The organism is Polymorphospora sp. NPDC051019, from assembly GCF_040683055.1.
GTDB lineage: Bacteria > Actinomycetota > Actinomycetes > Mycobacteriales > Micromonosporaceae > Polymorphospora > Polymorphospora lycopeni.
In genome coordinates, this window is sequence record NZ_JBFBCH010000005.1 from 176,206 (window position 1) to 195,156 (window position 18,951).

The 18,951-nt window shown below is 72.2% G+C and carries 16 protein-coding genes; 9 read left to right on the forward strand and 7 right to left on the reverse strand.

Features of this window, described 5'->3' with window-relative positions:
- Positions 1 to 87 precede the first annotated feature (87 nt).
- Positions 88 to 1,023 carry an ECF subfamily RNA polymerase sigma factor, BldN family gene (locus tag AB0M79_RS12075; RefSeq protein ID WP_364211947.1) on the reverse strand — a complete coding sequence of 312 codons (936 nt, stop codon included), beginning with the start codon at positions 1,021 to 1,023 and terminating at the stop codon, positions 88 to 90.
- Positions 1,024 to 1,115: 92 nt separating this feature from the next.
- Complete coding sequence (locus AB0M79_RS12080; protein ID WP_364211380.1) at positions 1,116 to 1,286, reverse strand: hypothetical protein; 171 nt, start codon at positions 1,284 to 1,286, stop codon at positions 1,116 to 1,118.
- Between the two features lie 483 nt (positions 1,287 to 1,769).
- Here AB0M79_RS12080 and AB0M79_RS12085 point away from each other — a divergent pair, with 483 nt between their 5' ends.
- The 3 genes from AB0M79_RS12085 to AB0M79_RS12095 are packed head-to-tail and all read left to right on the forward strand — an operon-like array spanning position 1,770 to position 4,300.
- Positions 1,770 to 3,371: an AMP-binding protein gene (locus AB0M79_RS12085; protein WP_364211383.1), complete on the forward strand. Its 1,602-nt coding sequence runs from the start codon at positions 1,770 to 1,772 to the stop codon at positions 3,369 to 3,371.
- On the forward strand, positions 3,364 to 3,627 hold the full coding sequence (locus AB0M79_RS12090; protein ID WP_364211386.1) for a glutaredoxin family protein: 264 nt from the start codon (positions 3,364 to 3,366) through the stop codon (positions 3,625 to 3,627). The genes AB0M79_RS12085 and AB0M79_RS12090 overlap by 8 nt, the downstream gene beginning before the upstream one ends.
- A gap of 13 nt (positions 3,628 to 3,640) precedes the next feature.
- The gene (locus tag AB0M79_RS12095) at positions 3,641 to 4,300 is read left to right on the forward strand and encodes an HAD hydrolase-like protein (RefSeq protein WP_364211389.1); all 660 of its coding nucleotides are present in this window, start codon (positions 3,641 to 3,643) and stop codon (positions 4,298 to 4,300) included.
- Here the strand turns inward: AB0M79_RS12095 and AB0M79_RS12100 are convergent.
- Together AB0M79_RS12100 and AB0M79_RS12105 are read right to left on the reverse strand one after the other, a co-directional pair.
- Positions 4,285 to 4,947: a response regulator transcription factor gene (locus AB0M79_RS12100; RefSeq protein WP_357535605.1), complete on the reverse strand. Its 663-nt coding sequence runs from the start codon at positions 4,945 to 4,947 to the stop codon at positions 4,285 to 4,287. The genes AB0M79_RS12095 and AB0M79_RS12100 overlap by 16 nt on opposite strands.
- 28 nt (positions 4,948 to 4,975) lie before the next feature.
- On the reverse strand, positions 4,976 to 6,283 hold the full coding sequence (locus AB0M79_RS12105; protein WP_364211392.1) for a sensor histidine kinase: 1,308 nt from the start codon (positions 6,281 to 6,283) through the stop codon (positions 4,976 to 4,978).
- 405 nt (positions 6,284 to 6,688) lie between these two features.
- On the opposite strand from AB0M79_RS12105, the gene AB0M79_RS12110 reads away from it, so the two are divergent.
- The 6 genes from AB0M79_RS12110 to AB0M79_RS12135 all read left to right on the forward strand — a co-directional run bounded on the left by AB0M79_RS12110 (position 6,689) and on the right by AB0M79_RS12135 (position 12,713).
- The gene (locus AB0M79_RS12110) at positions 6,689 to 7,462 is read left to right on the forward strand and encodes a redox-sensing transcriptional repressor Rex (protein ID WP_357535608.1); all 774 of its coding nucleotides are present in this window, start codon (positions 6,689 to 6,691) and stop codon (positions 7,460 to 7,462) included.
- Complete coding sequence (locus AB0M79_RS12115) at positions 7,459 to 8,763, forward strand: glutamyl-tRNA reductase (RefSeq protein ID WP_364211395.1); 1,305 nt, start codon at positions 7,459 to 7,461, stop codon at positions 8,761 to 8,763. Before AB0M79_RS12110 ends, AB0M79_RS12115 begins: the two co-directional genes overlap by 4 nt.
- Positions 8,763 to 9,692 carry a hydroxymethylbilane synthase gene (gene hemC / locus AB0M79_RS12120; protein WP_364211398.1) on the forward strand — a complete coding sequence of 310 codons (930 nt, stop codon included), beginning with the start codon at positions 8,763 to 8,765 and terminating at the stop codon, positions 9,690 to 9,692. The genes AB0M79_RS12115 and hemC overlap by 1 nt, the downstream gene beginning before the upstream one ends.
- A complete protein-coding gene (locus tag AB0M79_RS12125; protein WP_364211401.1) occupies positions 9,689 to 11,269 on the forward strand; it encodes a uroporphyrinogen-III synthase in 1,581 nt (526 codons plus the stop codon). Before hemC ends, AB0M79_RS12125 begins: the two co-directional genes overlap by 4 nt.
- Before the next feature lie 16 nt (positions 11,270 to 11,285).
- A complete protein-coding gene (hemB, locus tag AB0M79_RS12130; protein ID WP_364211404.1) occupies positions 11,286 to 12,269 on the forward strand; it encodes a porphobilinogen synthase in 984 nt (327 codons plus the stop codon).
- Positions 12,270 to 12,383: 114 nt separating this feature from the next.
- Positions 12,384 to 12,713, forward strand: coding sequence for a hypothetical protein (locus AB0M79_RS12135; protein WP_364211407.1), 330 nt, complete (start codon positions 12,384 to 12,386; stop codon positions 12,711 to 12,713).
- Positions 12,714 to 12,791: 78 nt separating this feature from the next.
- Here AB0M79_RS12135 and AB0M79_RS12140 read toward each other — a convergent pair whose 3' ends face one another.
- From AB0M79_RS12140 to AB0M79_RS12150, 3 genes are all read right to left on the reverse strand, one after another.
- Complete coding sequence (locus AB0M79_RS12140; protein ID WP_364211410.1) at positions 12,792 to 16,064, reverse strand: lamin tail domain-containing protein; 3,273 nt, start codon at positions 16,062 to 16,064, stop codon at positions 12,792 to 12,794.
- Positions 16,065 to 16,198: 134 nt separating this feature from the next.
- Complete coding sequence (locus tag AB0M79_RS12145; RefSeq protein ID WP_364211950.1) at positions 16,199 to 17,221, reverse strand: GNAT family N-acetyltransferase; 1,023 nt, start codon at positions 17,219 to 17,221, stop codon at positions 16,199 to 16,201.
- 77 nt (positions 17,222 to 17,298) lie between these two features.
- The gene (locus tag AB0M79_RS12150; protein WP_364211413.1) at positions 17,299 to 18,936 is read right to left on the reverse strand and encodes a lytic murein transglycosylase; all 1,638 of its coding nucleotides are present in this window, start codon (positions 18,934 to 18,936) and stop codon (positions 17,299 to 17,301) included.
- Positions 18,937 to 18,951 lie beyond the last annotated feature (15 nt).

Below are 18,951 nucleotides of genomic sequence, written 5' to 3' on the forward strand. Positions count from 1 at the left end.
GGGGCCGGGCGGTTACGGGTCGGGGCGAAGAATAATTACCAAGAGTGAGCGGCGTCACCGGTGCCGCCGCGGGCGGGTACCGATCGGTCACGGTTGGAACCCGTCCGGCAGCAGCCGGGCCAGGGCGCGTACGGCGCGGTATTGCAGGGCCTTGATCGCACCCTCGTTCTTGCCCATCGCCTTCGCCGTCTCCGCGACCGAAAAGCCTTGGAGGAAGCGGAGCACGATGCACTCCTGCTGCTCCGGGTTGAGCTGCTTGACGGCGGTCAGCAGGGCGACGTTGGTGATGTGGTCGACGACCGCGGCCTCCGGACTTCCCTCCGGCCCACGGTCCTCGCGTTCCGCATCCAGAACGTCACCCGTAGTAACTTCCAGTCGGTAGCGGCCGGACTTGAAGTGGTCGGCCACCAGGTTGCGGGCGATCGTCACCAGCCAGGCGCCGAGGTCGCGGCCCTGCCAGGTGAAGCTGCCGATCCGCTTGAGGGCCCGCAGGAACGTGTCGGAGGTGAGGTCTTCGGCGAGTTGGCGGTTGCCGACGCGGAAGTAGACGAAGCGGAAGACGGTGTCGACGTAGCGGTCGTAGATCAGGCCGAACGCCTCGGCCTCGCCGGCCTGGGCCCGCTCGACCAGCTTCCACACCTCGGTGGCCGGGTCGGACGGGTCGGGCCGGCTCGGATAGCCGGGCGGTGGTCCGCCGCTGCCGGTCGACTTCTCGGCCGGTACGGCCGGGATGACGACCGTGTCGGTGGCCGTGACCGCCGGGATGACGGCGGTGTCGGTCGCCGGCACGGCCGGGATGATCGCCGTGTCGGTGTCCGTGCCGCCAGGGCGCAGCCCCGCGTCCGCCGGTCCGGGCTGGGCCGGCATGGTGGGCCGGGCCGGTGTGGCGACTCGGCCACCGACGGTCTTGGCGTTGCCGCCCGCCGGCGTGTGGCGACCGGGTGTCTCGTTCGGGTGCGGTCGGTTGCGGCTGGGCTTGGTGCTCCCGTCGCCGCGCACCGCGAGGCTGAACATGTCGTACATCTCCAGCCGGAGTCTGGCGAGCCCCTCGTTGAGGGCGTTACGCGCCGCCAGGATCTCGCGGCTGACCAGCCCGTCGCCGTAGGCGTATCCGCTCACCGGCTCTCCTCCGCCCAGCCGGACACCGGTCCGGACGTCGGGCCGTACGGCAACCGCGACCCGGCACCCGGAATGGAGGTGTGTCCGCTCGGGCCGACGTGGGCCACCGCGGTGTCGGCGGTGCGACACACGTCGTTGAGGTGCTGGTGCAGTGCTTTACCGGGCACTGAGGCCTCCTCAGGCTGAGGGGTGTCGACTCACGGCAAAACGGGTGGGTCAACCCTGGTGATGATAGGGGCAACGTCACCGATGCGTGCGGAGTCCGTTACACAGAGCCGAAGTATTTACTGGACGTGGATCGACCCGTCGCACAAAGTGTGCGGCGCCGAGAAATTGACGTACTTCTGGTGGATGGCGATGACCAGCGCAAACGCGGAGACGCGCCGACAGGTGGCACGCGATCTGGCGAGCCACCCGAGCTTCTGGTATCCACGGTCCGCTTCACCCGGATGAGTGGTGCCCGGACCCTGCCACGGTGATCGTTCTGCGGCCGGCACCGGCGAGTCGATCAGTCCCGTGCACGGTACCGCGCCTTCCGAAGGCCGTCGAATCGGACCCGGCCCGCTGGCCAGCGGACCCGCCCCGGCACCGGCCGTCCATCGACGATCGGGCGTAGTCGGGACGGGTGGACTGTGCCAGACTCAGCGACCGTGCAGGAACCAGCCAGCACCCCCGACCCCGTCGTCGCGCGCCCCGGCGGCACCCTCGCCGAACGCGTACGGCGGGCCGCCGCAGGTGGCCCCGAACGTCCCGCCCTCGTCTGGCGCGACCAGACGATCACCTGGGGCGACCTCGACGCCCGCATCGACACCGCCACCGCGGCTCTGACCCGACTCGCCCCGGCGACGCCCGGCGAACCGCCGCCCCGCGTCGCCATCGCACTGCCCAACTCGCCGGAATTCGTCGTCAGCTACTTCGCCGCCCTGCGCGCCGGCCGGATCGCCGTGCCGGTGAACCCCGCGTTCACCGCCCGCGAGCTGCGCCACGTGCTCGCCGACTCCGGAGCCACCCTGCTGATCTGCACCGAAGAGATCAGGGAACTCGTCGACGGCATCCGCGCCGAACTGCCCGCGCTCATGGGCGTACACACCGGTCCGCCGCCGGTCCCCGACGGCGCGGCACCCACCCCGACCGGACCGACCGGCCGCGACGAGGTGGCGGTACTGCTCTACACCTCCGGCACCGAGGGGCAGCCGAAGGGCGCCATGCTGACCCACCGGGCGCTGATGGCCAACCACGAGCAGATCGCCCGCATCCGGCCCGCCGTCGTCGGCACCGACGACCGGCTGCTGCTCGCGCTGCCGCTGTTCCACGCGTACGGGCTCAACACCGGTCTCGGCGCGGTCGCCTACCACGGCGCGTGCGGCGTACTGCTCGACCGGTTCGAGCCGGCCGAGGCGCTGGCGGCGATCACCCGGCACCGGGTCAGCGGGGTCGTCGGCGTACCGTCGATGTTCGCCGGCTGGGCCGACCAGCCCGACCTGCGCGCGGCCATGACCTCGGTCCGGGTCGCGGTCTGCGGCGCGGCGCCGCTCGACCCGGCCACCGCGCAGCGGTTCACCGCCGCCGCCGGGCGGCCGGCCTTCGTCGGGTACGGCCTGACCGAGACCGCGCCCGTGCTCACCGCCACCCTGGCCAGCCCGGCACCGAAGAGCGGCTCGATCGGCCAGCCGATTCCCGGCGTCGAACTGCGGCTCGTCGGGCCGGACGGCGCGGACCTGTGGCGCGACGGCGCCACCGAGGCCGGCGAGGAGGACGAACTCGCCGTCGAGTACGGCTCACCCGGCACCGATCCCGGCGAGATCGTCGTACGTGGCGCCAACCTCTTCTCCGGCTACTGGCCCGACGGGCACGACGGCCCCGACCCGGACGGCTGGTGGGCGACCGGCGACATCGCGTACGCCGACGCCGACGGCGACCTCTTCCTCGTCGACCGGGTCGGCGAGCTGATCATCGTCAACGGCTTCAACGTCTACCCGCACGAGGTCGAACTCGTGCTCGACGCCCACCCGGACGTCGCCGAGTCGGCGGTGCTCGGGATCGCGCACCCGACCGCCGGGCAGGCCGTCGCGGCGTACGTCGTCCGTGCCCCCGGCGGCACCGTCACCTCCGCCGAGTTGGGCCGGCACTGCGCTGACCGGCTGGCCCGCTTCAAGTGCCCCGCCACGCTGGAGTTCGTCGACGCGCTGCCACACTCGGCGATAGGAAAGGTCCGCAAGACCATGCTGAGATCGGAGTACGCCGGTGGCTGAGCCACGCCTGACCCTGATCACCCGCCCCGGCTGCCACCTGTGCGACGACGCCAAGGCCGCCATCGACCGGGTGGTGGCCGTCACCGGCGACCGCTGGGTCGAGATCGACGTCACCGGCGACCTCGAACTCGAACGCGACTACGGCGACCGGCTGCCCGTCGTGCTGCTCGACGGCCGCGAACACGGCTACTGGCGGGTCGAGGAGGAGCGGTTGCTGGGCGACCTGCGACGGCCTCGACCGGCGCCGCCCGGCTGAGTAGGGTGCTGCGGTGACCACCGCACCCACCCACCTCGTCTGGGACTGGAACGGCACCCTGCTCAACGACCTCAACCTCGTCGTCGAGTCGACCAACGTCGTCTTCGCCGCGGTCGCCGGCCCGGCGGTCACCGCCGACGAACACCGGGGCCGGTTCCGCCGGCCGATCTCCGACTACTACGCCGAGGTCCTCGGCCGGGCCGTCGACGACGACGAGTTCGGCCGGCTCGACCGGATCTTCCACGACGCCTACCGCACCGGGCTGACCACCTGCGAACTCGCCGCCGACGCCACCAGCGCGATGCGGAACTGGTCCGGCAGCCAGTCGTTGCTGTCGATGTGGTTCCACGACGAGCTGGTGCCGGCCGTCGAGACGTACGGGCTGTCCGGCCTGTTCAACCGGGTCGACGGGCTGCGCGGCACGGTCGGCGGGGACCGTAAGGCCGGACATCTCGAAAGCCATCTCGCCGAGCTGGGTGTCGACCCGCGCTCGGTGGTGCTGATCGGCGACTCGCTCGACGACGCCGACGCCGCCGAGTCGGTGGGCGCCCGCTGCGTCCTCTACACCGGCGGGTTCACCGACCCCGGCCGGCTGCGGGCCTCCGGGCACCCGGTCGCCGAGACGCTCACCGAGGCGGTCACCCTGGCCGGAGGGCTTCAGCCGCGCAGGTAGGCGAGCACCGCCAGCACCCGGCGGTGCTGCTCCTCGTCCGGCGGCAGCTGCAGCTTGGTGAAGATGTTGCGGACGTGCTTCTCCACCGCGCCGTCGCTGACCACCAGGGATCGCGCGATGGCGGTGTTCGACCGGCCCTCCGCCATCAGCGACAGCACCTCACGCTCGCGGGGGGTCAGCTCGCGCAGCGGGTCGTCGCGACGCCGACGTACGAGCAACTGGCCGACGACCTCGGGGTCCAGGACCGTACCGCCGGCGGCCACCCGGGCGACCGCGTCGAGGAACTCCTCGATCGCGGCCACCCGGTCCTTGAGCAGGTAGCCGATCCCACCGCCGCCCCCGCCGGCCCCGGCGGCGGTGGCGAGCAGGTCGTCGGCGTACGACACCTCGACGTACTGGGACAGCACCAGGATCGGCGTACGCGGCACCCGCTGGCGGGCCTCGACGGCGGCGCGCAGCCCCTCGTCGGTGTGTGACGGCGGCATCCGTACGTCGACGATCGAGACGTCGGGCTTGTGGACGACGACCGCCTCGACGAAGGTGTCCCCGTCACCGACGGCCGCCACCACGTCGTGGCCGTGTTCGGTCAGCAGCCGGATGATCCCCTCGCGCAGGAGTACGGCGTCGTCGGCGATCACTACCCGCATCTGGTCGGCGTCTTCCGTCTCGGCAGGGTCAACACGGCAGCTCGGCCCGGATCTCGGTGGGTCCGCCCGGCGGGCTGAGCACACTCAGCATGCCACCGTTGGCCCGCAACCGGTCGGCGATGCCGGCCAGCCCGTGCCCCTTGGAGACGTGTGCCCCGCCGACCCCGTCGTCGACCACCTCGATCCGCAGGTCGTGGTCGGTCCGGGAGACGGTCAGCCAGCAGTCCGACGCGGCGCTGTGCTTGGCCACGTTGGCGAGCGCCTCGGCGACGACGAAGTAGGCGGTGCTCTCCACCGCCGGGTCGAGCCGGCCGCCCGGGGTGCCCAGGGCGGGGTCGACGGTGAGTTCGATCGGGATGACCCCCCGGCTGGCGAGCGCCGCGAGCGCGCTCGGCAGCCCTCGGTCGATCAGGATCGGCGGGGCGATCCCACGGGAGAGGGCACGCAGCTCGTGCAGGGTCTCCCGGGTCTGCACCAGGGCCTCGTCCAAGGTCCGGCGGGCGGCGTCCGGATCGTTGGCGAGCTGCTGCTGGGCCCGGCCGAGGTCCATGGCCAGCCGGACGAGCCGCTGCTGCGGCCCGTCGTGGATGTCGCGTTCGAGCCGGCGCAGCGCGGTCGCCTCGGCGGACACCGCGGCCCGCTTCTGTTCCTCCAGCACGGTGATCCGGTTGCGCATCTCGGCCACCCCGGTCAGCAGGGCCCGGCCGAAACTGGCCTGGAGCAGGGCGCAGCCGCGTACCACGATCGGCAGGGTGACGAGGAAGAAGACGCCGATGGCGGTGTTGAGGCCGATACGGGCCAGGCCGGAGCCGCCGAGACCGAGCAGTTCGTTGAGCGAGCCGCCCTCGGTGGGCCGCGGCAGGAGCCAGTCGTACGCCCAGTAGAGGCTGCCGGCGACGGCCCCGGCCCACCAGACCACGGTGATGACGAAGGCGATCAGGGAGACGAAGACCTTGAGGCAGCCGTGTGCCAGGTCGAGCCAGGACTGGGCGTCGGCGATCGGGACGAAGATCCGCCGCCAGGCGTTCGCGCCCGGATCCGGTGTCCGGTAGTGCGGCCGGATCCGTGGCTGGTGCAGTACGGGCGGCAGGCGCAGGCGCTCGATGTCGGCGAACCCGCGCGCCGCGTACAGGACCCCGGCGAGGATCGGCAGGCCGATCACGGTGACGGCCAGTCCGGTGCCGACCGCGAGCCCGGCGATCAGCACGATGAAACTGGCCAGGGCGAGGGGGAAGCCGAGCAGGATGTAGCCCGAGTCGATCCCGAGCTGGCGCACGATGCTGCGCGATGCGGCCGGATCGACGGCCGAGGTGGTGGACAGGCTGGCGGCGCTCATGTCGTCGACGCTAGGCATAAGGCCGTTTCGCCCCCATCCCGTCGGCCGGCCTCTTCACGGTAGGGCTGCCCCTACCGGAGCCGGTCTCCGGGGCGCCCGGTCGCGGACCGTGGTCGATGTCGGTGGCATCACGGCCGGTTGGTTCAGAATTGCGCAATAATCGACGGGCGACCCTGATGCCGGTCTGCCAGGTGATCTACGAACCGCAGGTGGGGCGGATCACCACGGTGGTCGATCAAGATCGCGATTTGTGCACGCCTTCACAAGCGCCTACTCTGTAACCCCGACGAGCCCTGCTAGCACAGCCGGTCACGGCGGTTGCGGGAGGGTTGCCGATCCGACCCGCCGGCCCGGTCGCCTCAGCCGCCGGCCCGGCTGGTCCATGAGCGCACCGCACGGAGTCCCATGAGTCAGCACCGCCATCCAGGCGCGTCCGGTCACACCGGCGCTGTTCCGGCGCTCCCGGACCTGCCTGAAGCGACGGTCGCCAGACTCCCCGAATACCTCCGTGCCCTGCACAATCTGGCCGAGACCGGTCACGACACCGTCTCCAGCGAGGCGCTCGCGACAGCCGCCGGGGTCAATTCGGCGAAACTGCGTAAGGATCTTTCCCACCTCGGCTCCTACGGCACCCGTGGCGTCGGCTACGACGTCGCCCTGCTGATCGACCAGATCGAATACGTATTGGGGCTGACCCAGCGCCGTGCCGTCGCCCTCGTCGGCGTCGGTAACCTCGGTCACGCCCTCGCCGGCTACGCCGGTTTCGTCAGCCGGGGATTCCGGATCGCCGCGCTGTTCGACGCCGACGAGTCGCGGGTCGGCGAGGAAATCAACGGTCTCGTCGTACGGCACATCGACGACCTGGCGACCATCGCCGCGCAGGAGGCGATCGCCATCGGCGTGATCGCCACCCCCGCGCCCGCCGCGCAGAGCGTGGCCGACCGGCTCGTCGCGGTCGGGGTCACCAGCATCCTCAACTTCGCGCCGTGCGTGCTCTCGGTGCCCGACGGGGTCGACGTACGCAAGGTCGACCTCGCCATCGAGCTGCAGATCCTTTCCTTCCACGAGCACCGCAAGGCCTCGCTGACCGGGATTCCGGCCAGCGGACCGGCGGCGGGTCTCACGGCCCTGCCCGGCGGGCTCGCGGCAACCGGCACGCAGGAGGCGGTCGGCTCGTGAACCTGCTCGTCGTCGGCGCGTCGTACCGCACCACCCCGGTCGCGACCCTGGAGCGGCTCGCGGTGGCGCCGGCCGACCTCACCCGAACCCTGGACCGGTTGCTCGCCCAGCCCTACATCGGCGAAGCCGTCGTCGTCTCGACCTGCAACCGGGTCGAGGTCTACGCCGCCGTCACCGGCTTCCACGGCGGCCTCGGCGACATCTGCGAGGTGCTCGCCGCCCACGCCGGCTGTGTCCAGAACGACCTGGCCAACCGCCTCTACGTGCACTACGACGGCGCCGCCGTCGAACACGCCTTCCGGGTCGCCGCCGGACTGGACTCGATGGTCGTCGGCGAGGCACAGATCCTCGGACAGCTCCGCGACGCCTACCACGCGGCGACCGAGGCCGAGGCCACCGGCCGCCTGCTCCACGAACTCATGCAGCAGGCCCTGCGGGTCGGCAAGCGGGCACACTCCGAGACCAGCATCGACCGGGCCGGCCAGAGCGTGGTCACCGCCGCGCTCGACGTCGCCGCCACCCACCTCGACGGCGGGCTCCCCGGCCGGCCGGCGCTGGTGATCGGGGCCGGCGCCATGGGTGCACTCTCCGTTGCCACGCTGTCCCGCGCCGGGGTCGGCCCGCTGTCGGTGGCCAACCGGGGCAACGACCGCGCCGTCCGGCTCGCCGAGTCGTACGGCGCCAGCGCCGTGCCGTACCAGGACCTGGCCGCCGCGCTGACCGGCGTCGACGTCGTCGTCGCGGCCACCGCGTCGACCCAGCCGGTGCTGACCCGCGACATGCTCGCGACCGCCCTCGCCGACCGGGACACCCCGCTGGTCGTGCTCGACCTGGCGGTGCCCCGCGACGTCGAGCCGGCCGCCGCCGAACTGCCCGGTGTGGTCGTCGTCGACATCGACAACCTCGCCACCGCGTTGCGCGACGGTCCCGCCGCCGCCGACCAGCTCGCCGTGACCCGGATCGTCACCACCGAGGTCGAGGCGTTCCTTTCCTGGCTGCGCGGTGCCGACGTCGCCCCCACCGTGGCCGCCCTGCGGGCCCGCGCCGACGACGTGGTCACCGCCGAACTGCGCCGGCTGGCCCAGCGCCGCCCCGACCTCAGCGAGGAGCAGCGCGCCGAGGTGGCCCACACCGTCCACCGGGTGGTCCAGCGGTTGCTCCACTCGCCGACCGTACGCGCGCGTCAACTGGCCGCCGAGCCCGGTGGTGACCAGTACACTGCCCTGTTGCGCGAACTGTTCGACCTCGAGGTGCCCGGCAGCGCCCAGGCCGACTCCGTGCCCGACATCGGAGAACGGTGATGAACGCACCACTGCGCCTCGGCACCCGGGGCAGCGCACTGGCGCTCGCCCAGTCCCGGCTGGTCGCCGCCGCCGTGCACGCCGCCACCGGCCGTGAGGTCGAGCTGGTCGAGATCGTCACGGCCGGCGACCGCTCCTCCGCGCCCGTGCTACGGCTCGGCGTCGGGGTGTTCGTGTCCGCGTTGCGCGACGCGCTCACCGACCACCGGATCGACTTCGCCGTGCACTCCTACAAGGACCTGCCGACCGCCGGTCACCCCGGCCTGCACATCGCGGCCGTACCGCCCCGCGAGGATCCGCGGGACGCGCTGATCGCCAGGGACGGCCGTACCCTGACCGAACTGCCGGCCGGTGCCGTCGTCGGCACCGGCGCGCTCCGGCGGATCGCCCAGCTCCGGGCCCTCGGCCTGCAACTGGAGGTCGTCCCGATCCGGGGCAACGTCGACACCCGGATGGCGCGCGTGCTCGGCCCCGCCGCCGACCTCGACGCGGTCGTACTCGCCCGCGCCGGACTGGCCCGGCTCGGCCGCGCCGGTGAGATCACCGAAACCCTCGACCCGATGCTGATGCTGCCCGCGCCGGCCCAGGGCGCGCTGGCGGTGGAGTGCCGGGCCGAGGACATTGACCTGGTCGAGTCGCTTGCCGCGCTCGACCACGCACCGACCCGGGCCGCGGTCACCGCGGAGCGGGCGTTGCTGGCCACGCTCGAAGCGGGGTGCAGTGCCCCGGTCGCGGCCTACGCCGAGATCGCCGAAGGCGACGACGGCGATGAGATCTACCTGCGCGGGGCGGTGATCAGCCCGGACGGCGTCCGTGACCTCCGGCTGTCCCGCACCGGAACGCCCGCCGACGCGGCGGAGATCGGCAAGGCGCTCGCCGCCGACCTCCTCGACGCCGGCGCCGACACCCTATTGGGGAGCACAGAATGACCCGCACCCGTAAGCCCGCAGGCCGCATCGCGTTCGTCGGGGCCGGCCCCGGCGACCCCGGCCTGCTGACCCGCCGGGCGCACGACGCCCTGGTCGACTCCGACCAGGTGATCTACGACCGGGGCGTGCCGGAGTCGCTGCTCGACGCGATCCGTGCCGAGGCCAAGGAAGACGCGCAGTTCACGCCCGCCGAGGGAGCGCCCGGCGACGTCGCCAAGGTGCTGATCTCCGCGGCCCGGTCCGGCCTGTCCGCCGTACACCTCGTCGCCGGTGACCCGTTCGGCCACGACTCCGTGGTCAAGGAGGTGCAGGCGGTCGCCCGCACCGCGGTCCACTTCGAGGTGGTGCCCGGCGTCGGCCAGGCCGAGGGCGTCGCCGCCTACGCCGGCGTGCCGCTGCCCGGCGTACGCACCGCGGCCGACGTCGACGACGTCGGCACGCTCGACTTCGAGGCCCTCTCGGCGGCGGTCAACCGTGGCTCCCTCGCCCTCGCCGTCGACGCCGGTGATCTCGCCGCCGTCCGTGACGGGCTGCTCGCCGCCGGGGTCGACGGCACCACCCCGGTCGCGGTGACCGGTGACGGCACCGGCGAGACGCAGTACACGACCAGTTCGACCGTCGACAGCTTCGTCGCCGCCGCCCTCGGCTTCACCGGCCGCGTCGTGCTCACCCTCGGTGCCGGCGTGACCCAGCGCGACAAGCTGAGCTGGTGGGAGAACCGCCCGCTGTACGGCTGGAAGGTGCTCGTACCGCGCACCAAGGAGCAGGCCGGGGCGATGAGCGCACGGCTGCGGGCGTACGGGGCGATCCCGTGCGAGGTGCCGACGATCGCGGTCGAGCCGCCGCGTACCCCGGCCCAGATGGAGCGTGCGGTCAAGGGCCTGGTCGACGGCCGTTACGCCTGGGTGATCTTCACCTCGGTCAACGCCGTACGCGCGGTCTGGGAGAAGTTCGCCGAGCACGGGCTCGACGCCCGGCACTTCGGCGGCGTCAAGATCGCGTGCATCGGCGAGGCGACCGCCGACGCCGTCCGCGCCTTCGGCATCCAGCCCGAGCTGATCCCCTCCGGTGAGCAGTCCTCGGAGGGCCTGCTCGCCGAGTTCTCGCCGCACGACGAGATCCTCGACCCGGTCGGCCGGGTGCTGCTGCCGCGTGCCGACATCGCGACCGAGACGCTGGCCGCCGGCCTGACCGAACGGGGCTGGGAGGTCGACGACGTCACCGCCTACCGCACGGTCCGGGCAGCGCCGCCGCCGGCCGAGATCCGGGACGCGATCAAGTCCGGCGGCTTCGACGCGGTGCTCTTCACGTCGTCGTCGACCGTACGCAACCTGGTCGGCATCGCCGGCAAGCCGCACGCCCGCACCGTCGTCGCCGTGATCGGCCCGAAGACGGCGGAGACCGCGACCGAGTTCGGGCTGCGGGTCGACGTGCAGCCCCCGCACGCCTCCGTGCCCGACCTGGTCGAGGCGCTCGCGGCATACGCCGTGGAGTTGCGTGAGAAGCTGGCCGCGATGCCCGCCAAGCAGCGCCGTGGCTCGAAGGTGCAGGGGCCGACCGCGCTGCGGTTCCGCTGACGCCGAGGAGTTCCTGATGTCTTACCCGGACATGCGTCCGCGCCGCCTGCGGCGCAACGCGGCGATGCGCCGGCTGGTCGAGGAGACCCGGGTCGCGCCGGCCGAGCTGGTGCTGCCGATGTTCGTCAAGGAGGGGCTCACCGAGCCCCGTCCGGTCGCCTCGCTGCCCGGCGTCGTCCAGCACTCCCGTGACTCGCTGCGCAAGGCTGCGGTCGAGGCGGTGCAGGCCGGGATCGGCGGCATCATGCTCTTCGGCGTACCGGCGACCCGCGACGAGACCGGCTCGGGCGGCATCGACCCGGACGGCATCCTCAACGTGGCGATCCGCGACGTGGTGGCCGAGATCGGCGACTCCACCGTGGTGATGAGCGACCTCTGCCTCGACGAGTTCACCTCGCACGGGCACTGCGGGCTGCTCACCCCCGGTGGTGAGGTCGACAACGACGCCACCCTGGCGGCCTACGCCGAGATGGCGGTGGCCCAGGCCGCCGCCGGGGTCGGCGTGGTCGGGCCGTCCGGCATGATGGACGGCCAGGTCGGCGTCGTACGCCGCGCGCTCGACGCGGCCGGTTACCAGGACGTGGCGATCCTGGCGTACGCCGCCAAATACGCCTCGGCGTTCTACGGCCCGTTCCGGGACGCGGTCGAGTCGGCGCTGGAGGGTGACCGGCGCAGCTACCAGCAGTCGCCGGCCAACCTGCGCGAGTCGCTGCGCGAGGTCGAACTCGACGTGGCCGAGGGCGCCGACATGGTGATGGTCAAGCCGGCGCTGCCCTACCTCGACGTCGTGGCCGCGGTCCGCGACCGGGTCGACGTGCCGGTCGCCGCCTACCAGGTGTCGGGCGAGTACGCCATGGTCGAGGCGGCCGCCGCCAACGGCTGGCTGGACCGCGACCGGGTCATGCTGGAAACGTTGACGTCGATCCGTCGTGCCGGGGCACAGGTCATCCTCACCTACTGGGCGGTGGAAGCCGCCCGGCTGCTCCGCGCCGGATACTGACCCGCTGTCGCGACTGTCATTTCTGCCACCGCAGGTGTCGCAAGAATGTCGTAACCCTGTGGAGCCCAGGTTCAAAGCCCCTGGTCCGGCCACCTGGCGTGCCACGCTGAGCGCGTGAAGATTCCACTTCAGCGAATCGACAGCCTGGAATCCGAGGCTGCCCGGTTCCACCAGCGGTTCGAGTTGGTCGACGCACGTCTGTCGTATCTCACCAACGCTGTCGGGGATCTGTCGCAGGGGCAGCGCGAGCTGCGCCTGGACATCCGGGAACTGCGCCAGGGCATGGGACAACTGCGTGACCAGGTCGCCGTACTGGACGGCCGAGTGACGGCACTGGACGGCAAGGTCACCGTGCTGGATGGCAAGGTCGATGCGGTGGCCGTGCAGGTGCTGGCGATCGCGCGGCATCTCGGCATCGCGGACGGTGCGCGCCCAGGCGGCTGAGGACGTACCCCCCGAACGCGAACACGACACGGCCCCCGTCGCCCTGCGAGGCGACGGGGGCCGCGGTGTCGGTACGGATCAGTCGTCGTTGACGATGGTGCCGGTGGCGGTCGCCGTCAGCGTCCGCAGCCCGGGCACGCCCGCGACCACGAAGTTCAACGTCTCGTTCCGCTCCTTCACCCGCTCACCACGCACCTGCACGGTGAACGTCACCGACGTCTGCCCCGCCGCCAGCGTCTTGCAGCCGGCGAAGAGGTTGAAGTCGAACAGCGGCAGCGCGGTGCCGGGCAGCGCGGTGGCGCAGAGCAGCACCGGGTGGCTCAGCGGCCGCGACACCTCGACGGTGAAGGTCATCGGGGTGGTGCCCGAGTTGCCCTCCACGACCGAAACGTCGGCCACCGACAGCGCCGCCCGCGAGTGGAACCGGGCCACCTGCGGGTCGTGGTCGCTGGCGCCGCGCGAACCGTCGCCCTCGTAGTCGGCCGGGAAGTCCGCGTTGACGTGCGCGGCCCGCATCTCGATCAGGTCGCCGTAGAGGGCGTCGTTGACGAGGATGTGGTCGAGCGTCTGCACCTGGCCCTCGAAGACGTACGAGTACGCCGCCGACGGGTTGGCCGCGTTCAGGTCGTCCCACAGGTTGTGCAGGCCGCCGTCGTACAGCGGGCCCAGTTGGTCCGACGGGATCGGGTTCTGCGCCGTCGCGATCGGGTCGTCCGGACGCGGGAACACGTTCAGGTCACCGCCGTACGCCACCCGGGCGTGCGGGTCGGCGGCCTCGATCGCGGCGACGATCGCCGCCCCGTACGCGGCCTGTTCGGTCCGCTGCCCGACCCGCGCGTCCGGGGTCGACGAGAAGTGGTTGCTGACCGCCCAGAGCGCGAACCGGTCGTTCGACCCCGGCGCGGCGGCGACCAGGAACTTCGCCACCTGCGGGGCCCGGGTGTAGACGTTGGACCCGTCGACGCCGGTGGACCGGTCGACGTCGGCCGGCAGCACCGCGTTGAGGGTCTTCGGGTTCTGCACGTCGGCGTTGCTCGGCAGCCCGGCGGACCGGTACTGCACGGTCGGCGCGGAGCCGAGCACCGCGTCGCCCTCGGTGGCCTCGGCCAGCGTCAGCCGGTCGGTGCGGTACATGAACGCCGAGACGATGCCCCGGGCGTCGGCGCCGTTCCGGTCGTACGCCGCGGCGTACGCCGGTCCACCGGCGGCCTTGATCCGCAACGCCAGTTCCTGCAGCGTGTCGGGGGCGCCGTCGGCGTTGTTGGTGTCACCGCAGACGAGCTGGTCGCCGGAGACGGTGCAGATGTCCTGGTCCTCGGCCTCCTGGATGAGCAGCAGGTCGGGGGAGTGCAGGTCCTTGATGATCTGGTCGGCCAGGTCGCCGAGCTGTGCCTGGTAGTCGGCCTCGCTGGCCGGCACGTAGTCGAACGGCGGGCTGACCCCGGTGCAGCCGGAGTTGCCGGCGAAGTCGCAGCCGTCGAACGGGTCGTCGCGGAAGTCGTACAGGTTCTCGACGTTGTAGACGGCGACCGAGAACTCCTCGGACCGCTTCGCCGGCCGCGGCGCGTGGTTCTTCGCCGGGTCGGTGCCGGCGGTGAACGCCGCCTGCTCCACCTGTACGCCGTACTTCTCGAACGAGTAGTAGAGCGCGCCGACGGCGTCACCGGTCAGCTTGTCGAAGGCGCGGGCCGGCGGGAGCAGCGCGGTGTTGTCCTGCGCGGTCCACTTGACACCCATCGTGCCGAACATGATGCGCTGGCCGTTGCCGTCGTTGAAGCCCTGGCCGGGCTGGTTGTCCAGCTCGTGGGTGTCGCGGAAGACCCGGCGGGCGTACGGGTCGGCCCGGTCGAGCAGCGGGTCGTCCCGGTCGACGAGCCAGATCTCCGAGTCGGCGGTCGACGCGAAGACGTTGCGGCCGCTGATCGCGCCGCTGCCGGCGCGTACCCGGATCCGCTCACCCTCGTGCCGCTCCCAGAACCGGTCGGCCTGCGCCAGGTCGGCCGGCGGGATCGCGTCGGTCACCTTGACCGCCGTGTTCACGTCGAGTCCGGAGGCGAGCTTCTCGACCAGCGAGGCGCTGGAGAGCTGGGTGAGGTTGAAGTATTCCGACACCCGGGCCCGGACGACGATCTCGTCACCGACGGTCGGCGCGTAGCCGCCGATCAGGGTGTCGAAGCCGCCCATGAAGACGAAGATGCCGTCGGAGCTGTTCGGGTCGCCGTCCTCGGTGCCGAGCCGGCTCTGCATGAAGAAGCCGTACTGGTTGGCGCCCGAGCTGTTGCGGGCCAGGGTGCGCTGGGTGACGACACCGCGTACGTCGTGCAGGGTGCTGCTCGTGCCGTTGCCGGAGGCGGGGGCGAGCGGCGACCGGTGCAGCCGGGCGTCGGCGGTGTCCGAGACCGGGCCCTGCACCTCACCGATCGACAGGACCGAGGTCACCTGCACGTTGAGGGTGCAGATGGCGGTGGTGCCGTCGGCGTCGGTCGAGGTCAGCGTCACCGCGTAGGTGCCGCCGGGCAGGTCGGCGCTGGCGGTGACGGTCGCGGTCGCGGTGCCGCCGACAGCGGACGCGGCGGTGAACGCCGTACGGGAGATGCTGCCGGCCGACGGGGCCGGGCTGACCGCGGTGACGGCCAGGTCCACGATGGTGTCGTCGACGTCGGTGGCGGTCACCTCGCGGCTGGCGGCGGTGCCGGCCTGCGTGACGAGGGCGCCACCGCAGTTGAGCGTCGCCGGCTGGTCGACCGGGCCGCCGCCGTCGACGGTGTGCGAGCCCAGGCCGTCGAACGTGTCGACCGGGTAGCCGATCCACTCGGCCGCCGGGTCGAACGCGTCGTCGGGGTTGGTGTCGCCGGTCGTGACCGACGGCTTGCGACGCAGCGTGTTGTCGGCCGTGCTGGTCAGCCCGCTGCCCCACTCGGTGCCCGGGTCGTTGCCGACCTGGCCGATCGAGTCGACGACGGTGCTGCCCTTGCGCAGCACGATCGCGTCGTCGCCGTTGAACAGCCCGGCGGTCGTGGTCTGGTCGGCCTGGGCGAGGATCGCCGTCCCGGACGAGGCGTGGGCGAAGACGAACACGTCCCCGTTGGCCACCGTGCCGGTCAGCGGGAAGCTGGTGCCGGTGGTGCTGCCGTTGAAGAAGACCTGTAGCGAATAGCCGGCGGCGGCGAGGTTGACCGCCGCGCCGGTGCCGTTGTAGATCTCGATCGCCTTGTTGTTGGACGAGCCTTCGATGTATTCCGAGATGAGCAGCTCGGTGGGTGCGGCGAGTGCCGCAGTCGGTGCGAGACCGGCCGCAGCGGTCAGGGCTGCGGTCGCGGTGAGTACGGCGCACAATCGGCGCGGGCGCATCAAGCCTCCACGTTGGGTGAATGGGAGTCAACGCACGTTAAGGCCCGTCGCTGGCTGACGTCTATCCCACAGTGGTCCGAAGGGTGAACTCACCCGACAGGCCGGGGCGACAGACCGCCGCCGCGGCGCCCCGTTCAGTCGCGGTTGTTGAACCGGTGTACGAGTTCGGCCACGTCGATGCCGTATTCGCACCACTCACGGTCGGCGAGGAAGCCGAGTTCGGCGTTGACCTTGAGCATCGGCTCGTTGGCCTGCGCGTTCCAGGTCTGCACCTCGGCGAGTTTCGGCTCGGCGCCGCGTAGTTCGAAGAGCATTCGGGCCTTGATCGCCCGGTCGATGCCGTATCCGCGGTGGTCCTGGGCGACGATCGTGTCGTACTGGTCGGCCCGGGTCGGGTGCTGCGCCGGCACGACGACCTCGGTGAGGCCGGCCACCTCGCCCGTCTTCTCGTGGATGGCCAGCACGATGTAGGGCTGTAGGCCGCGGCGGCGCAGGCAGGCGAGGCTGTCCCGCAGCCGCTGCGGGTCGTAGGAACTCGGGCGCAGGTCGAGGTCGCCGTCGTCGATGTCGCGGACCTCTGCCTTCGCCTTCGCGTACGGCTCGATCAGCTCGTCGGGCGGCCCGCCCGGGTAGAACTCGACCCGGTAGCCGGCGGCGATTCCCCCGGCCATCTCGCCCAGCGTCAACCAGTCCACCGTGGACAACTTCAGTACGCTGCGCGTTTCGACGTATTCGCGGATGAATCCCAGCGACTCGTAGAAGGCCACCGCCGGCGTGTTGCCGACGACCTCGACGCCGATCGACGAGAACCCCTCGTTGTAGGCCCGCCGGGCCGCCTTGGCGAGCAGCCGCTGACCGAGCCCGGTGCGCCGGACGGACGGGTGGACCAGGAGTTCGACGACGCCGATGTCACCCAGGAGCAGGACATTGACGTGACCGAGCAGCCGGCCGGGCCGCCCGTCGGGGCCTGCTTCCTCCTCCGCGATCCAGCAGATCCGTCGTTCACCCGGCATCGTTTCGGCCAGGTATTCGCGCAGGAAGCTGTCCTGCCACAACGGATCTTCCGGCACGTCCGCCGCGACGACCGCGTTGAGCGTGTCCAACATCGACCCGATCTCGTCGGCCGGCGCTGTTCGTGGATCCCACTCGCGCACAATCACCCGTCTAGCTTGCCGCTAACCGGACCCGGACGAAAGTGCTCAGTCCCCGAATGTGTGCGGGCGGTGACGCCGGCTCACGCGCGGCTGGCCGCCCCGTATTGGTTCGCCGCGTCGAACACGGCCTGTGCGTACTGTCGGACGTCATTGTACGAAAGGATCGCGTTCCACCAGTCCTGCGACGTCGACAGGTTGCGCCCGTTGCTGCACAGGTAGTTGGCGGCGGCCAGGGCGGCGTCGTCGATGTCGTGCGGGTCCTTGACCCCGTCGTTGTCGGCGTCGACACCGCTGATCGCCCACGTGCTGGGGATGAACTGCATCGGTCCGACCGCCCGGTCGAGGACGGGGTCGCCGTCGAGCCGGCCCCCGTCGGTGTCGGCGATCCGCTGCCGTCCACCCTGGCCGTCGAGCGGCAGGCCGATGATCGGCGGCATCGCCTTGCCGTCCGGGCCGAGCGACGCCCCGTTGGCCCGGCCGTGGTTGGACTCCACCAGCCCGATCGCCGCCAGTGTCGTCCAGGTCAGCCGGCAGTTCGGCGTGGTGCGGCTGACGACGAGTTCGGCGTAGCCGTACGCCTGGACCGCGACCGCCGGCACCCCGATCCGCTCGCCGGTCTGCTGCGCCCAGCCGGCGAGCACGTCGGCCGGGCGGCCGGTCGGTTGGGGCAGTCCCGGCACCGCGCCCGGTGAGGTGGTCGGTGCCGTGGTGGGCAGGGTCGGCAGCAGTTCGAGGTCGGGGTCGGGCGAGACCTCACCCGGGCCCGCGACCGGAGTGGGGTCCGGCGCGATCGCCGGGACGATCACGGCGCCCGCGGTGCCGGTGGCGGCGACGACCAGCAACAGCAACAGCGCGGGCAGGGTGAGCCGGCCGCTCGGCCGGCGCGACCAGGCACCGACCGACCGGGCCGCGGACGCCGCGGCCTGCCGGGTCGGCCGGCGTACGGCGTGCGCGAACGGGACGCGTATCCGGCTGCGGCGTTTGGGTGCGACGGCGGCGACGGGTGCTGTCGGAGCGTCGCTGGCGGGTGCGGCTGCCGGGACGGGAGTCAGGTCGATCTTCGTGTCGGTGTCGTCGGGCTTGCCGGTGCTGGTCGGCGCGGTGGCGGTGGGTTCGATGGCGTCGGTCCCGGCGGCCGGGGTGGGATCGATGGCGTCGGTCCCGGCGGCCGGGGTGGGATCGCCGGCGCCGGTCCCGGCGGCCGGGGCGGGATCAGTGGCCGGGGTGGGATCGGCGGTGCCGGTCCCCTCGGCCGGGGTGGAACCCTCGGCGGTCCCGGCGGGCGGGGCCGCCGCGTCGATGGCGGCCGGGGTGCCGGCCGGGTCCGGTCCGCCGGTGGCGGGGCTGCCGGCCGGTGCGGCGACGGCGGTGGTCGACGCGCCGCCCGCTGCCGGCCGGTCGGTGCCGTCCTTGCCGTCCGTGGCCGGTGTCGGGTCGGCACTCTCGGCGGTCGCCGGTCGGTCGGTCGTGGCCGGGTCGCCCGTCGGTGGTTCAGCCGGCGCGGCCGGTGCGTCCGGCCCGGTCGTCGGGCTCTGCGACCGCGGCGCCTCGGCCGCCGGAGTGGCGTCGGAGGTGGTCGATTCGGTCGGCGGCTTGCCCGGCTGGGCGGGCACCGGTGGTGGCGGTGCGTCGTCGGGCGCGGCGCCCGAACTGGCCAGCGGCCCGGCCGCCGCCAACTCGGCGGATGCCGGTACGGCCGGACGTAGTCGTCGTGCCACCGGTGTTTCCTCCCC

Bases quoted from the DNA above. Each gene is read 5' to 3' on its own strand.
- AB0M79_RS12125 (WP_364211401.1), top strand. From the start codon at position 9,689: ATGACCCGCACCCGTAAGCCCGCAGGCCGCATCGCGTTCGTCGGGGCC.
- AB0M79_RS12100 (WP_357535605.1), bottom strand. From the start codon at position 4,947: ATGCGGGTAGTGATCGCCGACGACGCCGTACTCCTGCGCGAGGGGATC.
- AB0M79_RS12110 (WP_357535608.1), top strand. From the start codon at position 6,689: ATGAGTCAGCACCGCCATCCAGGCGCGTCCGGTCACACCGGCGCTGTT.
- AB0M79_RS12075 (WP_364211947.1), bottom strand. From the start codon at position 1,023: ATGTACGACATGTTCAGCCTCGCGGTGCGCGGCGACGGGAGCACCAAG.
- hemC (WP_364211398.1), top strand. From the start codon at position 8,763: ATGAACGCACCACTGCGCCTCGGCACCCGGGGCAGCGCACTGGCGCTC.
- hemB (WP_364211404.1), top strand. From the start codon at position 11,286: ATGTCTTACCCGGACATGCGTCCGCGCCGCCTGCGGCGCAACGCGGCG.
- AB0M79_RS12105 (WP_364211392.1), bottom strand. From the start codon at position 6,283: ATGAGCGCCGCCAGCCTGTCCACCACCTCGGCCGTCGATCCGGCCGCA.
- AB0M79_RS12140 (WP_364211410.1), bottom strand. From the start codon at position 16,064: ATGCGCCCGCGCCGATTGTGCGCCGTACTCACCGCGACCGCAGCCCTG.